The organism is Stenotrophomonas maltophilia, assembly GCF_047497515.2.
Lineage (GTDB): Bacteria > Pseudomonadota > Gammaproteobacteria > Xanthomonadales > Xanthomonadaceae > Stenotrophomonas.
Genome location: NZ_JAXAXL020000006.1, coordinates 1 through 16,738 on the forward strand (window position 1 = coordinate 1; position 16,738 = coordinate 16,738).

The 16,738-nt window shown below is 67.3% G+C and carries 13 protein-coding genes; 3 read left to right on the plus strand and 10 right to left on the minus strand.

Going from position 1 to position 16,738, the window contains the following annotated elements; genetic code table 11:
• The 4 genes from ACMZPQ_RS10645 to ACMZPQ_RS10660 form a co-directional block, all read right to left on the minus strand.
• On the minus strand, positions 1-301 hold a 301-nt coding region (locus ACMZPQ_RS10645), incomplete at its 3' end, for a contractile injection system protein, VgrG/Pvc8 family (RefSeq protein WP_495495833.1).
• Positions 302-608: 307 nt separating this feature from the next.
• A complete protein-coding gene (locus tag ACMZPQ_RS10650; protein ID WP_197582787.1) occupies positions 609-1,043 on the minus strand; it encodes an SseB family protein in 435 nt (144 codons plus the stop codon).
• Positions 1,044-1,092: 49 nt separating this feature from the next.
• Positions 1,093-1,428, minus strand: a complete 336-nt coding sequence (locus tag ACMZPQ_RS10655; protein ID WP_197582786.1) for a hypothetical protein — start codon at positions 1,426-1,428, stop codon at positions 1,093-1,095.
• A 3-nt stretch (positions 1,429-1,431) separates the two neighbouring features.
• Positions 1,432-2,466 (minus strand): S41 family peptidase, encoded by a 1,035-nt coding sequence (locus ACMZPQ_RS10660; protein ID WP_197582784.1) that lies wholly within the window; start codon positions 2,464-2,466, stop codon positions 1,432-1,434.
• A gap of 374 nt (positions 2,467-2,840) precedes the next feature.
• On the opposite strand from ACMZPQ_RS10660, the gene ACMZPQ_RS10665 reads away from it, so the two are divergent.
• The gene (locus ACMZPQ_RS10665) at positions 2,841-3,272 is read left to right on the plus strand and encodes a hypothetical protein (RefSeq protein ID WP_197582783.1); all 432 of its coding nucleotides are present in this window, start codon (positions 2,841-2,843) and stop codon (positions 3,270-3,272) included.
• A gap of 135 nt (positions 3,273-3,407) precedes the next feature.
• Here ACMZPQ_RS10665 and ACMZPQ_RS10670 read toward each other — a convergent pair whose 3' ends face one another.
• From ACMZPQ_RS10670 to ACMZPQ_RS10695, 6 genes are all read right to left on the minus strand, one after another.
• A complete protein-coding gene (locus tag ACMZPQ_RS10670; protein WP_197582782.1) occupies positions 3,408-6,434 on the minus strand; it encodes an autotransporter family protein in 3,027 nt (1,008 codons plus the stop codon).
• Between the two features lie 374 nt (positions 6,435-6,808).
• Positions 6,809-7,867 (minus strand): acyltransferase family protein, encoded by a 1,059-nt coding sequence (locus ACMZPQ_RS10675; RefSeq protein ID WP_197582781.1) that lies wholly within the window; start codon positions 7,865-7,867, stop codon positions 6,809-6,811.
• A 23-nt stretch (positions 7,868-7,890) separates the two neighbouring features.
• On the minus strand, positions 7,891-9,039 hold the full coding sequence (gene nagA, locus ACMZPQ_RS10680) for an N-acetylglucosamine-6-phosphate deacetylase (RefSeq protein WP_197582780.1): 1,149 nt from the start codon (positions 9,037-9,039) through the stop codon (positions 7,891-7,893).
• The gene (locus tag ACMZPQ_RS10685) at positions 9,039-10,067 is read right to left on the minus strand and encodes an SIS domain-containing protein (RefSeq protein ID WP_197582779.1); all 1,029 of its coding nucleotides are present in this window, start codon (positions 10,065-10,067) and stop codon (positions 9,039-9,041) included. Before ACMZPQ_RS10685 ends, nagA begins: the two co-directional genes overlap by 1 nt.
• A gap of 7 nt (positions 10,068-10,074) precedes the next feature.
• Entirely contained in the window at positions 10,075-11,142 is a 1,068-nt protein-coding gene (locus ACMZPQ_RS10690; protein ID WP_006391719.1) for a LacI family DNA-binding transcriptional regulator, read from the minus strand.
• Positions 11,143-11,181: 39 nt separating this feature from the next.
• Positions 11,182-12,471, minus strand: coding sequence for a sugar MFS transporter (locus ACMZPQ_RS10695; protein WP_197582778.1), 1,290 nt, complete (start codon positions 12,469-12,471; stop codon positions 11,182-11,184).
• A 377-nt stretch (positions 12,472-12,848) separates the two neighbouring features.
• On the opposite strand from ACMZPQ_RS10695, the gene ACMZPQ_RS10700 reads away from it, so the two are divergent.
• Together ACMZPQ_RS10700 and ACMZPQ_RS10705 are read left to right on the plus strand one after the other, a co-directional pair.
• Positions 12,849-13,865, plus strand: coding sequence for a glucokinase family protein (locus ACMZPQ_RS10700; protein WP_049458852.1), 1,017 nt, complete (start codon positions 12,849-12,851; stop codon positions 13,863-13,865).
• Between the two features lie 143 nt (positions 13,866-14,008).
• On the plus strand, positions 14,009-16,708 hold the full coding sequence (locus ACMZPQ_RS10705; RefSeq protein ID WP_197582777.1) for a TonB-dependent receptor: 2,700 nt from the start codon (positions 14,009-14,011) through the stop codon (positions 16,706-16,708).
• Positions 16,709-16,738: the final 30 nt, after the last annotated feature.

Below are 16,738 nucleotides of genomic sequence, written 5' to 3' on the forward strand. Positions count from 1 at the left end.
CCAGCCACGGCTGCAGGCGCAGCCGGTAGCGCGCCAGGCCACCATTGCTGCCCAGCCGCTCGGCGGCGGTGATGCGGCCATGCAGCGGGCGCACGCTGCCATCGGCCTGTTGCAGTTGCAGCAGCGCGCCCTGTCCGATCAACGGCGCCAGCTGCAGGCCGGCGTCCAACGACAGGGCGGTGATCGTCCACTGGAAACCGATGCCATCGATCTGCTCCACGCCATCGAGGGTTTCGGCGACCAGCACGTCGGAACCACACGGCGTATGCAGTCTCAGGAAGCGATGCGCATCGCGGGGCATCGCCAACGCCGAGCGCAGGGCAATCCATTGCGAAGAAGGTAAGGAGCCATCCATGGGGCAACGCGCACAGGGCCGAGGGGCTGTGATCGTGTTGCGTGAATTGGGACCGATGAAGAGGCAAACACGACACGGCAGACAGGGCCACCGTGAAACGCAGGCGCCACGTGGGCGCCGGGCGCGCTAGGAAAAGTACGAAATACCTGTCAGCGGCGCGGCAAGGCGGCTGCAACCGCCAGCGTGCCCGCCTGAAAACGGCAGCGAGCCACGGTAGTGCCGGCCGCTGGCCGGCACCCCGATATCGCTCGATTCAGTGCGCCATGCCACGCGTGATCGCCGCCGCACGCTGCTTCAGCTGGGCCACGGCATCGGGAATCATTTCCATGCCTACATCCAGGCCCGGGTTCAGCACCAGGCCGACGCCGTCGCCGATACCGGCCAGCAGCGCGTGCACCGCGATCGGCATGGCGTGCGCAAACTGCGGCAGCTGCTCATGCCACAGGCCGGCGCGCTCGGGGGCCGTGAACACCGCGAACATCGGCTCGCCGCTCTCACTGGTCAGCACCAGCGGCGAGATGCTCTCGTCCCAGGCGCCGTCTTCACCAATGGCCTTGTCCAGCAGCACGAACGCCGTCGAGGTCAGCAGGCCGTCGAGGAACTGCGATGCGGTCAGCGTGCCGTCCTGGGCCTGCAGCAGGCGCACCTCGAGGTCGTTGAGGGGTTCGAACGGAGTTTCGTGGTCCATGGTCGGTTCCGGTACGTGATTGCTGGGCAGACTTTAACAGGCCCGGCCCTCAACCGATGTATCCGTGCCGCCACAGCCAACCCAGCAGGGCCAACCCGGCCACGACCACCAGCATCAGCGGCAGGCCAAAGCGGTGCCGCCACGGGATCGGCACCCCACCCAGCTGCTGGTCCATGGTTTCGGTGTCCAGTAGCCAGCCGTGCTCGCACCGGGTGCAGGCCAGCTCGTAGCGGCGTTGGTAGGCGAAGCCGAACAGCAGGTCGATGCGCGCCATCTTGTAGCGCAGCTGCGGGGCGAACTCGGTTTCTGTCTGGCAGCGCAGGCAGTGATGGGCTTCCGTAGGACCGACGATCACCACCCGTTCCTGCTGGCCGATCAGGATCATGGATCAGCGCGCCTGGCAGGCGGGCTGCTGCAGCAACCACTGCTGCGCCGCAGCCAGCGTCGCGGCATCGCTGTCGGTGCGCTGGTCCGGTTCGATCTTCAGCCCATCGCCCCGGCCATTGCGGTCCTGCATCACGCTGGTGGTCAGCAGCAGTGCGCTGCCATCGACCAGCGGTCGCATCACGTTGGCAGTGGACAGCCCCGAGGTCGGTTGGCCGAAACTGCGCGTCTGAGGGCGACCGCGGAAGGCAAGCACGGTCGCCTCGCCGGAACTGGCGGTGCGCGGCCCGGTCAGCACCGCCACAGGCGCGCCTGGGTGTTTCAGCAGATAACCGGGCCCGCCAAGATCAACCTGCAGGCGCCCGCCAAGCCGCACGCTGGACGGCGTCAGCTGCCAGCGCGTGGGACCGTCCGCGGCGGCGAAGGACCCCACGTCCTCGTCGGCGCTGGGCGTGGTGCGCAGCAGTGGCGCTGCGCCCAGCAGCATCGGCCACATGTTGCCGCCGGTATTGCCACGCAGATCAACGATCCAGCCGCAACGATGGCGGCCGTCCTGGTCCCGGATGATCGCCTGCCAGCGCTGCGCACGTTCCTTCATCTGCTGGTGCGCGGTGGGGCCCTGCATGACGCTGTAGCCCCCGATTTCCACTCGACCGATGCGCGGGTCCAGCGCTTCGACCGAAGCAATCGCTGCACTCGGCACCGGCGTCGCTGCGCCATTGGCGCGTGCCAGGCGTTCTGCCTTCGCCTGCAGCTGCTTGGCGCTGATCCACGTGCCATGCCCGCCGGAACTGCGGCCGGTGGCCTCCTGCAGCACCGCGCGGGCCTGCACTGGATCGTTCTGCGCCGCCTTCAGGCGCGTACGGATGGTCGGCCAGTCCACGCGGTCGCGGTACAGCGACTCCTTCTCCAGCATGTCCAGCAACTGGGCCTGCGCCTGTGCTGTCGGCAGGTCGATGGCGTCCGGGGCGGCAGCTTGTGCGCTGCTGCAGAACAGGGCGCCCAGTAGAGCGGCCATCACGCGGAAATCAAGCGGCATTCGACGTTCCTTCGTCGTGGATGAGTAGCGCAGCATACGCGCTTGCCGCTGTCGTTGTATGTCGGCTTTGGCACGCGCCGCGCACAACAGCATTTACAACTTTGCCCATGTTGTCACTTCGGCAAAAGCGCGAAAGTAACTCTGCCGGCGCGCTTTGCGCTGGCCGGGATTGGCGTCCTGAATCAAACATCGAAGCGATCGAGTTGCCGCCTCAACGGCAATCGCGACAATGCACCTGCTCGCCCATGGCGGGCGGTGCGTGGGGGTCCTCGTGATCCGTCGGCTTTTTTCGCTTCGATTTTGACCGGCACGCCAACCCGCACCGCCCGCCACCTTGCATCCCGCAGGTGGCCTTGCCTTGTGAGGTTGCTGCCATGAACACGCCCTACCCCAACTATCCACGCCTGCATGCCCTGCTGGGCGACGCCCTGCCCGGCCTGGCGCTGTCCACTCCCGTGGCTGAGGCGCTGGAAGACGCCTTGTGCGAGGCCGACGGCGATGCCGCGCCTTCGGCCTTCTTCGCCAGGTTGCGTGGTATCGCGCAGAGCCACGCTGCCGATGGCCACGCCTGGCGCGAACGGCACCTCAGCGAGGCGCGTGGCCGGGAACTGGCCGAGGCCACCCGGTGCCTTGCGGCGGTATCCGCCTGTGGGGGTGTGTTGCTGGCGGCGCAGTCGGCGCGCGAGATGGATGATGTGGCCGCGCAGTGCCCGCCGCAGGTGGAGGAAGGCCTGCTGCATGCGGTGGTGGTGCTGGCCGATCACGCGGGCGGGTTGGTGGCACCCGGTGCACTCGCGGGATCGTGACGCCGATGGATTCGTGTCGACCAAGGTCGACACCCACCAGAGCAGATTATGGCGCCGGTTGGAATCCAGAGCGGATTGGAATCCAGAGCGCACGATGGCAGCAATGGGGTGAGTGCCGACCCAGGCTCGCGGCCGTCACCAGTCCGCGCGCAGGCCGATGTTGCCTTCGATGATGCGGCGCTTCTCGTTGCGGTCACCGCCCAGTTCGCGGGTGTAGTCGGCCACCGCATACGCGCTGATGGTGCGGTTGAAGCGCCCGACCACGCCCACGCCGGCTTCCAGCGCACGCGAGCGCTGCGAAGTGACGATCACGTCGTCGTCGAAGCGGATGCGATCTTCGCCGGAACGGCCATGCCAGTAGTTGAGCTTGAAGTACGGCTGCCAGCCGTTGTCGGCCAACTGATAATCACCGGCCAGGCGCAGGCCGATGCGGCCGGTCCAGGCGTTGTCGTTGTCGAAGCGCACGCTCGATACCGCATCGCGACGGTCATCCAGCGCGGTGCGCTGCCAGATCACCTGTACCTGCGGCTCCAGCCACCAGGCCGACTGGCCGAACTGCAGCAGCGGCTTGCCGGCCTCCACCGACACGCTGGTGCCATCGCCCTTGATGCCGAAGCCCAGCCCGCGCGAGGAACGTACGCGGCCGTCGTAACGGCTCTGCATCGCCACCGCATCGATATAGCCACCGTTGCCGCCGGTAAGTGTCCAGTACACGCCTACGTGCTTGTCATCGAGGCGGTTCTGGCCCACCTGCACGTTCTCCCAGCCCAACGCAAGGCCGGTGGTCTTGCCCTGCGCACGGGTGCGGCCGACAAACACGCCGATCTGGTTGCGATGGCTGTCGCTGGCCGCGGCCCACACGTCCAGGCCGGCCTGCAGGCCCATCACGTCGCCGTCGAACCCGGGCTGTGCATCGCCCTTCCAATGGATCTCGCTGCTCTGCCCGACCAGCCGGCCCCAGGCGGTGCGCAGGCTGCCCTGGTTGTACAGCAGGCGCTGCTCGCCCTGGCGCTCGTGGAACGTGCCGAGGCTGGCCAGCGAGGTCTCACGCAGCAGCGGTGGCACCACCGCGTAGGCGGCGGTCTCCACGCGGTACAGCGGTACCACCGCACCTTCGGCCGGACGCGCACCGGGTGTGGGCGGTGTGCCGGTACCGGGCAACGCCCCACCGGCAACGGGTACGTCCGGCACGGCCGGATCATTCGGCGGCGCCACCGGGGCGGGTTCCGGCGGTGGCGGTGGCGGTGCGGTCTCTCCCGCAGTCAGGTCCGGATCGGTGGCGCCTTCCGGCGGCGGTGGCGGTGCCGGCGTAATCGGCGGTGGTGGTGCCACCGGCGGCGTCAGTGGCGGTGGCGTGGCGCTGCCGCCGCCGTTGGGTGCTGGCGTCGGCCCAGCCACCAGGGTCGAGCGCAGGTACCAGTTTTCGCCGGTGCCGGCGCTGACACCGCCCTTGAACAGGAAGTACTCGTAGGCACCGGCCGCCACCGGGGCGAACAGCGAAAACGCGCCGGGGGCGGTGCTCGCACCGTTCAAGGCCTGCACCACCAGGATGCCGTCTGCGAGCGTGGCCGCACCGCCGCCGCCGGCGTTGAGAATGCCGATGCCGGTCGTCCCGGTTGCGGCGCCGCCATCGATCACCAGCCGGTCGCTGGTGGAATTGTCCGCGCCCAGCACGGTGCGCAGGTACAGCCCCCCCCCATCGCCTCGGTAGTTGCCTCGCACGGTGAACACATCGCCGGCACCGGTGCCGGTCAGGTCGATGCGCCCGGCGTTGACCATGTCCACCAGCGCGGCGCCGTTGAACGGACGGATGGCATGGCCACCACTGCCCGCGTAGACGGTACTGGTGTCATCCACGCTGAGCGTGCCGGTGCCGGTGGTGCTGTCACCCAGCACCAGGTCGCCGTCGAAGGTCAGCTCGGTGCTGTTGGCCAGGCGGATCACCTCCCAGTTCTGGAAGCGACCGACGCCCGCGGTTTTGACGTTGCTGAAATTGAGCTGGTCCACGCCGCTGCCGCCGTCGAACAGCGGCACCGCGCCCAGGTTGCCCTGGTTGAGATTGCTGAGGTTGGCCACGTCGTTGTCCGGCCCCATATCGATCGCGCCGTAGACGATGCCACCGCCATTCCAGTTGAACGTGTCGTTGCCGGTGCTGAGCAGCACCTGCCCGCGCACGGTGCCATCGGTGATGGTCACGCTGTCGGCACCGCCGCTGACGCTGATGTTGCCGCCGATATACGCGGTGCCGGAAATGATGATGGTATCGGTGTCGAAGCCGGTCACCACGTTGCCGTCCACCGTGCCACCCGACTGGTCCCACAGGTTCTTGTCCAGCTTCATGTTGACGCGGCCGATGCGGCCGCCGGTCATCCACGCCTGGTCGCCGTCTTCGAACGCACCGATGATGCGGCCGCCGCTCATGCGGAACGTATCGATGTTGTCGCCCTGCTGCAGGGCGCCCACGGTGCCACCGGTCATGACGAAATCATCGCGGCCGCTGCCCTGTGCCACCACGCCGGTAACGGTACCGCCGCTGACCGTCACCTGGTCGTCGCCTGCGCCCTGGTCGATGCTGTCGATCGTGCCATTGCCGAGCAGCAGCACGTCGTTGCCATCGCCCTGCACTACGCCCCCGCTGATGCTGCCGCCCAGCATCTCCAGGCGATCATTGCCCGCATCGAACTGCACGCCGGTGCGGCCGCTGATCGTGCCACGGTTGACCAGTATGCTGTCACCGGCACCCACGAACTGCAGGGCCGTGTTGTTGCCGGTACTGATGCTGCCGAGGTTGTCGACGCGGCTGCCGCCACCGAGCTGCACGGCCACGCCGCCGACCGAACTGATGGTTCCCAGGTTGGACAGCGCATGACCGCCAGCACCCACTAGCGCGATGGCACTCGCACCGCCGCCCTGCTGCAGCTGCGCGCCGCTGGCCACATTGACGGTGATGCCAGGCGCCCCGGTGGCGGTGATCGGAACCGTCTGCGGGTTCGGCGGGCTGGCATCGCAGGTGACGGTCTGGCCGGCGACCGGCGCGACGGTATCGCAACCGGCCCAGGCCGCGCTGGTGGCCAGCAGCAGGACAGAGGGCACGGCCAGGGCCTGCAGCACGGAAACGGAGAGACGGCGCCGGCGAAACGCGTGCGGGACGGCACGGGACATACAGCACTCCTGGACAGAGAATCAGGAACTGCGGATATGCGGCATTGCACTTGCAGTGTGGCGTGCGGTGAAAGATCTCGACAGGCGAATTTATGCCTCAGCCCGCCCAAGCCTGATGTGAAGCCGGGCGATCATCACCCCGCATCTACGTGACTGAAATCATTCAGCGTTGCGGTGGCCACACGCCACGCGCGGCGCATCCACGCATGGCGTGGATCTACTGGCCCACTTGGTAGATCCACGCCATGCGTGGATGAGGTGCCATCAGATCTTCAGGTAGATCTTCCGATGATCCAACCACCAGGCCACACCCCACCACAGCGTGACGAACGCCAGCGCCTGGTAGATCCACGCCATGCGTGGATGAGGTGCCATCAGATCTTCAGGTAGATCTTCCGATGATCCAACCACCAGGCCACGCCCCACCACAGCGTGACGAACGCCAGCGCCTGCAGCATCGACGCCAGCTCCAGCGCCTGCGGCATCGCATGGGCCAGCTGCTGCCAGACCCAGCCCCAGGCGCCGGTCGCCATCAGCACCACCGACATCACCGAGGCGCCCAGATACGCGGTAATTGCGTTGACACCGAAGCGCCGGCCCAGCGCCGTCCAACCCTTGCGGTCGATCAGCACATGGCCCAGCCACAGCGCCAGCGCTGCAAGACCGCCTGTCCACAACACGTAGCTGGGCGTCCACAACTGCTTGTTCAGCGGCAGCACGAAGGCCAGCAGCAGCCCGAGCACGGCGGTCGCTACGCCCAGCCCGGCCAAAGCCGCCGAACGACCGTTGCGCAGCAGGCCGCCGGCCAACAGGCCGAGCACGGTGCTGGCCAGGGCACCCAGGGTGCTCAGCAGTCCTTCCGGGTCATGGCCAAGCCCAGTATCGGCGTGCCACTGGTAGATCCACGGGGCGAACAGCGTGGTATCCAGACGGCTGGCCGGATTGGTCCACGGCGCCAGGTCACCGATGCCCAACAGCAGCACGCTGTACCCCAGCAGCAGCGCAACCAGCACGCCTGCCTGCACGCGGGGCCGCGCATACACCGCCAGCACGCCCACCAGCGCCGCACACACGGCGATGCGTTGCAGGACGCCCCAGATGCGGAAATGGTGTGTATCCAGCGCCCACCAGATCAGCAGATGCAACAGCGCGCCGGCCACCAGGATGCGCAGCGCGCGCTCCAGCACGCCACGCGCCAGCGCGGGACGTGCAGCGGCATCCAGCGCGCGCGGTGCCACGCTGAAGGCCATGGATACGCCGACCAGGAACAGGAAGAACGGAAACACCAGATCGGTGGGCGTGCAGCCGTGCCAATCCGAATGGCGCAGCGGTGCAAACACCGCGCTCCAGTCACCCGGATTGTTGACCAGCAGCATCGCCGCCACGGTGATGCCGCGCAGGGCATCGATCGAGCCGAGGCGGCGTGGCGGCATGCTTCCCTTCAAGGGCTCGGCCATCAGGCGGCCTCGTACTGTCCGGCGATCCAGGTGCCACGCACCTGCAGGGCGTCATCCAGCAGCACCAGGTCGGCCTGGTAGCCCTCGGCGATGTGGCCCAGGCGGTCATCGACATTGAGGAACTGGGCCGGATAGGTCGAGGCCATGCGCGCCGCTTCGGCCAGTGGCTGGCCGAGCAGCTGCACGGTGTTGCGCACCGCGGTGGCCATGTCCAGCGCCGAGCCGGCCAATGCACCGGCGGCATTGCGCACCACGCCGTCGACGGCGGTGATGGTTTCGCCGTACAGCACGTAGCTGGGATCATCGGCACCGACCGGTGGCATCGCGTCGGTGACCAGCAGCAGGCGACCGCGCGGCTTGGCCGCCAACGCCACGCGCAGGCTGGCCGGGTGCACATGCACGCCATCGACGATGATGCCGATCCAGCTGTCGCGGTCTTCCAGCGCAGCGCCCACCGCGCCCGGCTCGCGGCCCTGCAGCGGCGACATCGCGTTGTACAGATGGGTGAAGCCGCGCACGCCCGCATCCAGGCCTGCGCGGATCTCTTCGTAGGTGCCTGCGGTATGGCCGGCCGCCACGATCACGCCACGCTCGACCAGCGCACGGATGGTCTCCAGCGGCACGCGTTCCGGTGCCAACGTCAGCAGCGTCACGCCGTTGTCCAGCGACGCGGCCAGCGCGATCTCTTCTTCATCCGGCACGCGGAACTTGCTGGCGTCGTGCGTACCTTTGCGCGCCGGCGCGATGTACGGCCCTTCCAGGTGGATGCCGATCACGCCGGGCACGCCCTGTTCAATGGCCTCGCGCAGCGCAGCGATGGCGTCACGCATGACCGCCACGTCATCGCTGATCAGGGTGGGCAGCATCGCGGTGGTGCCGAAACGGCGGTGCGCCTGCGCGATGGTGCGCAGTGCCGCCACGTCCGGCGTGTTGTTGAACAGCGCGCCGCCCCCGCCGTTGACCTGCACATCGATGAAACCGGGCAGCAGCCAGCCGCCGCCCAGATCCACCTGCTCGGCCGCCTGGCCGAGCTGCGGCGCGGCATCGGGCAACAGCGCGCTGATGCGGCCATCCTCGATCACCACCGCCAGATCGTCGCGGAATTCATCGCCTGCAAGGATGCGGGCGTTGCGCAGGACCGTGGCCATCAGACCGTCTCCGTGACCTTGTTCAGGTGCGGCGGCAGATCCGGGTTGAAGCCACGGCGCAGCGCCAGCGCGTTGATCGCGCGGTAGAAGCTCTGTACAGCCAGCAGCGGTGCACACAGCGGATGCGGCGCCGCAGCCACCGGCAGATTGCCGCCCGCGCCGGCCAGCCATACCTGCGCGCCGCGCGCGGTGAACTCATCGACCACGGCGCGGGTGCCGGCACCGGTCTCGTCGGGCTGGGCGAAGGCCAGTACCGGGAAGTCACGGTCGACCAGCGCCATCGGGCCATGCTTGACCTCGGCCGAGCTGTAGGCCTCGGCATGCAGGCTGCAGGTCTCCTTGAACTTCAGCGCCGCTTCCTGCGCCGCCCCCAGGCCCAGGCCGCGGCCCAGCACGAACAGGTTGGTGGCCTCGACCAGGCCCTCGGTCACCGCGCTCCAGTCGCACTGCCAGGCCGCACGCATCGCATCCGGCAACAGGTCCAGTGCGGCACGCAGGTTGCTGTCCTGCTTCCAGTACGCGGCCAGCTGCAGCAGCGCAGCCAGCGAAGCCAGGTAGCTCTTGGTGGCCGCCACGCTCTTCTCGGCGCCGGCATGCAGCGGAATGACCGTGTCGGCCAGCTGCGCCAGGGGCGAATCCTCGACGTTGACCAGCGCGATCACGCGCGCACCGGCCGCCTTGGCGGCCTCCGCATTGCGCAACAGGTCGGGGCTCTTGCCCGACTGCGAGATGACGATGAACAACGCGCCACGCAGTTGCAGCGGTGCGGCATACACCGAGCCCACCGACGGCGAGGCGGAGGCCACCACCAGGCCCAGCTGGGTCTCCAGCAGGTACTTGCCGTAGGTGGCGGCATGGTCGGAACTGCCTCGCGCGCAGGTGACCACGAACGGCGGCGGCGCCGCGCGCAGGCTGGCGGCCAGGGTTTCCATGGTGGCGTGGTTGCGCGAGAACTGGCGGGCAACCACGTCGGCCGCTTCAGCGGCCTCGGCGAACATCAGGGTGGCAGTGGGGTCTGACAGCGACATGGCGGGCTCAGGCAGGATCGGAAGGAAGGGGGCGTGCGCCGGCCGGGCGCATCGGCGCGGTCGAACCGCGCACCACCAGCTGCGGCACGAAGCCCTGGTTGTGCAGCGGTGCCGGCGCGTCGTCGTAGGCATCGCTGCGCAGCTGCGCGATCAGCAGGCGCGCGGCGTGGCGGGCGATGTCCTCGGTGGCCTGCTTGGCGGTGGTCAGCGGCGGCCACGACTGGCGCGAGAACGGGCTGTCCTCGAAACCGGCGATGGACAGGTCATAGGGCACGTTCATGCCGGCCGACTTGGCGGCGGCCAGCACGCCGGCAGCGATTTCATCGTTGGAACCGAAGATGGCGGTAGGCGGCTCGCGCAGCGCCAGCAGGCGGCGCGCGCCACGGAAACCGTCGTCGAAGGTGTAATCGCCCTGCACCACCAGATGCTTGTCCACGGTCATGCCGTAGTCCTTCAACGCAGCCTCGTAACCGGCGTAGCGCTCACCGGAGGAGCGGTGCGAAATGCCGCCCCAGAGGAAGCCGATGCGCTGGTGGCCGAGCTGGATCAGGTGCTCGGTGATTTCGTAGGCGGCCTCACGGTCGTCAACGAACACGCAGGCACCGTCGGCCGGGTCTTCGGTGGCGGCGATGATGCGCACCAGCTTGATGCCGCGCGCGGTCAGCGCCTGGATCAGGTCGCGGCGCTCGGACATCGGCGCGGTCAGTACCAGCCCGGCCAGGCGCGAACGCTGTACCCAATCAGCCAGTTCATCGGCCAGCAGCGGCGAGCTGGAATCGCACGGATGGATCTGCAGCCCGAACCCGGTCTCGCGGCAGGCAGCAAGCACGCCGTTCTGCACGCCGATGATGTGGTACGGATTCGGGTTGTCGTAGACCAGCCCGATCACGAAGGTGGTGCCGCTGCGCAGGTTGCGCGCCGACGGATCGGGCTCGTAGTCGAGTTCGGCAATGGCACGCAGTACCCGCGCACGGGTGGCCTGCATCACCGACGGCTCGTTGTTGATCACCCGCGAGACCGTCTTCAGCGAGACCTTGGCCTTCTCCGCAACGTCCTTGATGGTCGCTCTGCGCATGGGTTTTCCCTGGGGTTGGCTGCCGTCCATCATCGCCGATCAGGCCTTGTCCTGCGGCAGGCCGGCGCGATGGCCGATCACCGAGTAGAACAGGATGTACAGGTAGCACGGCACCATCAGCAGCACGAACACCAGCTGGAAGTCGATGTGCTGCTTGAGCAGGGCGAACAGCTGCGGAATGATCGCGCCGCCGGCAATACCCATCACCAGCAGCGCCGAACCGGTTTCGGTGAAGCGGCCCAGGCCGCGGATCGCCAGCGGGAAGATCGCCGGCCACATCATCGCGTTGGCGAAGCCCAGCAGGGCCACGAAGGCCACCGATACGTAGCCGTGGGTGGCCCAGGCGCCGAGGCAGAACACCACGCCCAGCACGGCGGAAATGGTCAGGTAGCGCGACTGCGAAACAACGCGCGGAATCAGCAGCAGGCCGATCACGTAGCCGATGAGCATGGCAAACAGGGTCAGCGAGGTGAACATCTTGGTCTGGTCCAGCGGCAGGTCGAAGCCGTGGCCGTAGGTACCAATGGCATCACCTGCCATCACCTCCACGCCCACGTAGACGAACAGGCACAGCACGCCCAGCCACAGGTGCGGGAACTGGAAGATGCTGCGGCGTTCGGCAGCACCCGGCGCCGCCGGCGTGGCGTTGGCTTCGGATGGCTTGATCTCCGGCAGCGGCGAGAACAACACCGCTACCGCCAGCACCACCAGCACCCCGGCCATGGCCAGGTAGGGCGCGTGGATCTTGGCGGCGAACTCGTTGAGCAGCTGCGCCTTGGTGGCGTCATCGGCGGTGGCCACGGTGGCCGACAGGTCGCCGATGCCATGCAGCACCAGCGTGCCGATCAGCACCGGGGCGAGCATGCCGGCGATCTTGTTGCAGATGCCCATCAGCGCGATGCGGCGTGCCGCTGTTTCGATCGGGCCAAGGATCGAGATGTAGGGGTTGATCGCGGTCTGCAGCAGGGCCAGGCCGCTGCCGATCACGAACAGGCCACCGAGCGCCCCCGGGTACCAGCGCTGGGTGGCGAATTCGCCGAACAACGCAGCGCCACCGGCCATCACCACCAGGCTCAGGCTCAAGCCCCGCTTCATGCCGGTGCGGCGCAGGATCCACGACGACGGCAGCGCCAGGAAGAAGTAGGACAGGTAGAACACCATCAGCACCAGGAAGGCACCGACCTCGCTGAGTTCAAATGCCAGCTTGACGAAGGTGATCAGCGGGCCGTTGAGCCAGGTGAAGAAGCCGATCAGGAAGAACAGCACACCGACGATGGCGATGGAGGTGGCCACGTTCGGGCGCACGCTTGCAGCGGAGACGGCGGACATCGGGAAGGGCTCCTGCGGCGACGGCCGCAGAACGCGGCGTCGGAGAGTGGCTGGGAACAACGTTGTCACATTCTTTCGATGGACAGCCGCGGTTTGTCAACTTCCCTGCACGCCTTCGCAGACCCCGTGCTGCACTGCGCAACCCGATCACGGCGCATCGTGCTGAATGCGCTGGAGGCCTTGGGCCCCATGCAGCAATGGTTCCCGCGTGAAACCCATGCTCACGCCATGTAAACGTTTACTGCACGGCACATTCGTTGCGACGCAGCAACGAAAGTGTCACGAACTCGTTGACATCGTTGTCAGCGGGGTTACAGACTCCGCCCCAATCGCCGGCCCCGTTCCCGGGTCCGGCCCCACCTGCAGCAGGAGCCCGCGTGACCGCCAGCCACCCCGCCCCGGCCCATGTCCTGTCCCGAGTCGCGCCTTCGTTCCTGGCCGCCGACGTCGGTGGCACCCATGTGCGCGTGGCCCGGGTCCAGGCCAGCGGTGATGCCGCCCACCCGGTGCAGGTGCTGGAGTACCGCAAGTACCGCAATGCCGACCATGCCGGCCTCAGCGCGATCCTGTCCGACTTCCTTGGCGAAGGCCCGCGGCCCTCGCATTGCGTGGTCGCCAGCGCCGGCTATGCCCGCGAGGACGGCACGGTGATCACCGCCAACCTGCCGTGGCCGCTGTCGGCCCGCCAGGTGGAGGCCGACGTCGGCCTACAGCGGGTCTACATCGTCAACGACTTCGAAGCCGTGGCCTACGCCGCCGCGCAGGTGGACGCCAGCGGCGTGCTGCATCTGTGCGGACCGGAGACCGCCGCGCGCGGCCCGACCCTGGTGGTCGGCCCGGGTACCGGCCTCGGTGCCGCGCTGTGGATTCCCACCGCGCACGGCCCGGTGGTGCTGCCGACCGAAGCCGGCCAGCCGACCCTGGCCGCCAGCACCGAACTGGAAATGGCCATCGTCCGCCACATGCAGCGTGACCGCGCCCACGTGTCGATCGAACATGCAATCTCCGGCCCGGGCCTGATGAACCTGTACCGCGCAGTGTGTGCACTGCAGGGACAGGCACCGACGCTGGCCAGCCCCGACGCGGTGACCGCCGCCGCCATGGCCGATACCGATGCGCATGCGCGCCAGGCACTGGATGTGTTCTGCGGGCTGCTCGGCAGCACCATCGGCGATATGGCCCTGTTCTATGGCGCCCACGGTGGCGTCTACCTGGCCGGCGGCATCCTGCCGCAGATCCGCGAATACCTGCATGCCAGCACGTTCGTCGAACGCTACCTGCAGAAGGGGCCGATGGGCGAAGCGCTGGCACGCATCCCGGTGAAGGTCGTCGAGCATGGCCAGCTGGGCGTGGTCGGCGCTGCCAGCTGGTACCTGCAGCAGTCGGCCGCCTGACACCGCAACAGGCTTCAACGCAATCGCAGCACGCAGTACGTGGCACGCCAACGCACGGGACTTCGCCGCCACCCCGCGCATGTCTTCGCAACCGTAATCGAACACCGCCGCCGGCATCCAATCGAGTGATGAGGAGAGACATCATGAACACCCGCAAGACCCTGCTTTCGGCCGCCATCGTCAGCTGCATCGCCTTCAGTGCGCATGCGCAGCAGGCCGCCCAGACCGCCACCGACCTGGATACCGTGCAGGTCACCGGCATCCGTGGTTCGATGGAAAAGTCGCTGGACACCAAGCGCGAAGCCAACGCGCGCGTGGAAGTGGTCACCGCCGAAGACGTCGGCAAGCTGCCGGCGCACAACGTCGCCGACACCCTGCAGCGCCTGCCGGGCGTCAACATCAGCTCGTCCAGCGCCGACGAAGGCGGCTTCGACGAAGCCGACCGTGTCAGCCTGCGCGGCACCAGCCCGAGCCTGACCCAGACCCTGATCAACGGCCACAGCGTCGGCTCGGCCGACTGGTTCGTGCTCAGCCAGGGCAGCAACGTCGGCCGCAGCGTCAGCTACACCCTGCTGCCGTCGGAACTGGTGCGCTCGGTGGAAGTGAACAAGTCCTCGCAGGCCAAGCTGCAGGACGGCGGCACCACCGGTACCGTCAACATCCTGACCCGCAAGCCGCTGGAGTTCTCCAAGCAGATCACCGCTGAAGCTTCGATCGGCGCAGTACGTTCGGACCAGGCCAAGTCGAATGACCCGCAGCTGTCGGGCCTGTTCAACTACAAGAACGATGACGGCACCTTCGGCGTTATGGTGCAGGGCTTCAGCCAGAAGCGCGAGCTGCGTCGTGAAGCGCAGGAAATCCCCTCGGGCTTCTTCAAGATCGATCCGAACGGCTCTGTCGCCAAGTCCAACCCGGACCTGGCCGGCGTCTATGCGCCTGCGCTGCTGGGCTCGACCCTGTTCGAACAGACCCGCGAGCGCAAGGGTGGCCTGATCTCGCTGCAGTTCAAGCCGGCCGACAATCTGACCCTGGGCCTGGAAGGCTTCAGTTCGAAGATGGAAGCCAACAACTACAACCGCAACTTCATGTTGTGGGGTAGCAAGATCATGGGCGATGACAAGAACGACGCCGGCGTGATCACCCGTCCGGGCCAGGCGCCGCTGCCGGGTTATGTGGTCAAGGATGGCGTGCTGACCAACGCCAACTTCGCAGGTGTCGCCGGCACGCCGTACGCGGTGTACGACATGATCTACCGCGAGGCCACCGCCAAGAGCAACTACATCACCCTCGACGCCGACTGGCAGATCAACGACAGCCTCAACGCCAAGTTCCAGGCCGGCAGCACCAAGGGCACCGGCACCACCCCGCGCCAGTTCATCGCGGAAGTGACCGTGGCCGACGGCGGTGGCGCCAACTGGACCACGCACGGCAACGGCTCGCCGGTGGACTGGAACGTGGGCGGCGACATCAGCCCGAACGGCGTGACCAGCTTCGGCACCTGGGGCAACCAGGAAGTGACCGCCGAAGACAAGGAAAAGTGGTTCACCGCCGACTTCAACCAGTACTTCAACGATGGCGGCGCGCTGAACTCGCTCGACTTCGGTGTGCGCTATGCCGACCACAAGCGCGAGGCGCTGTCGCCGGAAGGCGCAACGCCGGGCGCGATCTGGGACGCACTGAAGGGCGCCCCGACCGGCAGCTTCCCGGGCGGCTTCGCCGGTGGCATCGGCGGCAACTTCCCGCGCAACATCTGGTACTACACCCCGGGTGCGCTGAAGGACGCCGTGCTCAACAACTCCACCTGGCTGGCCGGCAATGATGGCCCGACCGGTCGCCACAACTACGGCGCCGAGTGGAAGGTGGCCGAGAAGAACTTCGCCGGCTATGTGCAGGCCAACTTCAGCGGCGATCGCTGGAGCGGCAACGTCGGCCTGCGCTACGTCAACATCAAGCAGGACATCGACACCTACCAGGCGGTCAGCGACCTCGCCAACGCCGACGTCAGCAGCCTGTTCGGCAAGTGGAAGTCGCTGTCGTTCGAGAACAAGCACGACCGCATCCTGCCCAGCGCGAACCTGAAGTTCGATCTGGCCGATGACCTGGTGTTCCGCTTCGCCGCGTCGCAGACCCAGACCCTGCCGGACTTCTCGGCACTGGGCGCCTCGTCCTGGGGTTCGGACCTGACCAAGGTCGGCGGTGGCGGCAACCCGAAGCTGAAGCCGGTGCTGTCGACCAACTTCGATGCCAACCTGGAGTGGTACTTCATGCCGCGCGGCCTGGTGTCGCTGGGCGCGTACTCGATGAACCTGAAGGACTACGTGGCCTTCGGTACCCAGACCCAGATGCTGTACAGCGAGCTGAGCAACCAGCTGGAGGCCTACCAGGTCGCCGTGCCGGTCAACGCCGACGGCAAGGTCTACGGCATGGAGGTCGCCTACGAACAGCCGCTGGGCGAGAACTTCGGCCTGAATGCCAACTACACCTACGCCGATGGCAGCACCTCGCACACCTGGGAAGACGGCAGCAACAACCTGCTGGGCACCTCGAAGAACACCTACAACGTGGGCGCCTACTTCGAGAACGACACCTTCGGTGCGCGCGTCAGCTACACCTACCGTTCCTCGTTCCTGATCGGCCTGAAGGGCGCGAGCCCGTACTACCAGGATGATTTCGGCACCCTGTCGCTGTCGCTGAGCTACAAGGCCACCGACTGGATGAGCGTGAGCTTCGATGCACTGAACCTCAACAACCCGACCCTGAAGTACTACCAGAGCGCCTCGATCCCGAGCGCGTTCTATGAAAACGGTCGCCAGTACTACCTCAACTTCCGCTTCAAGTACTGATCCAGCGGCGGCAACATCGCCGAGTCGTGC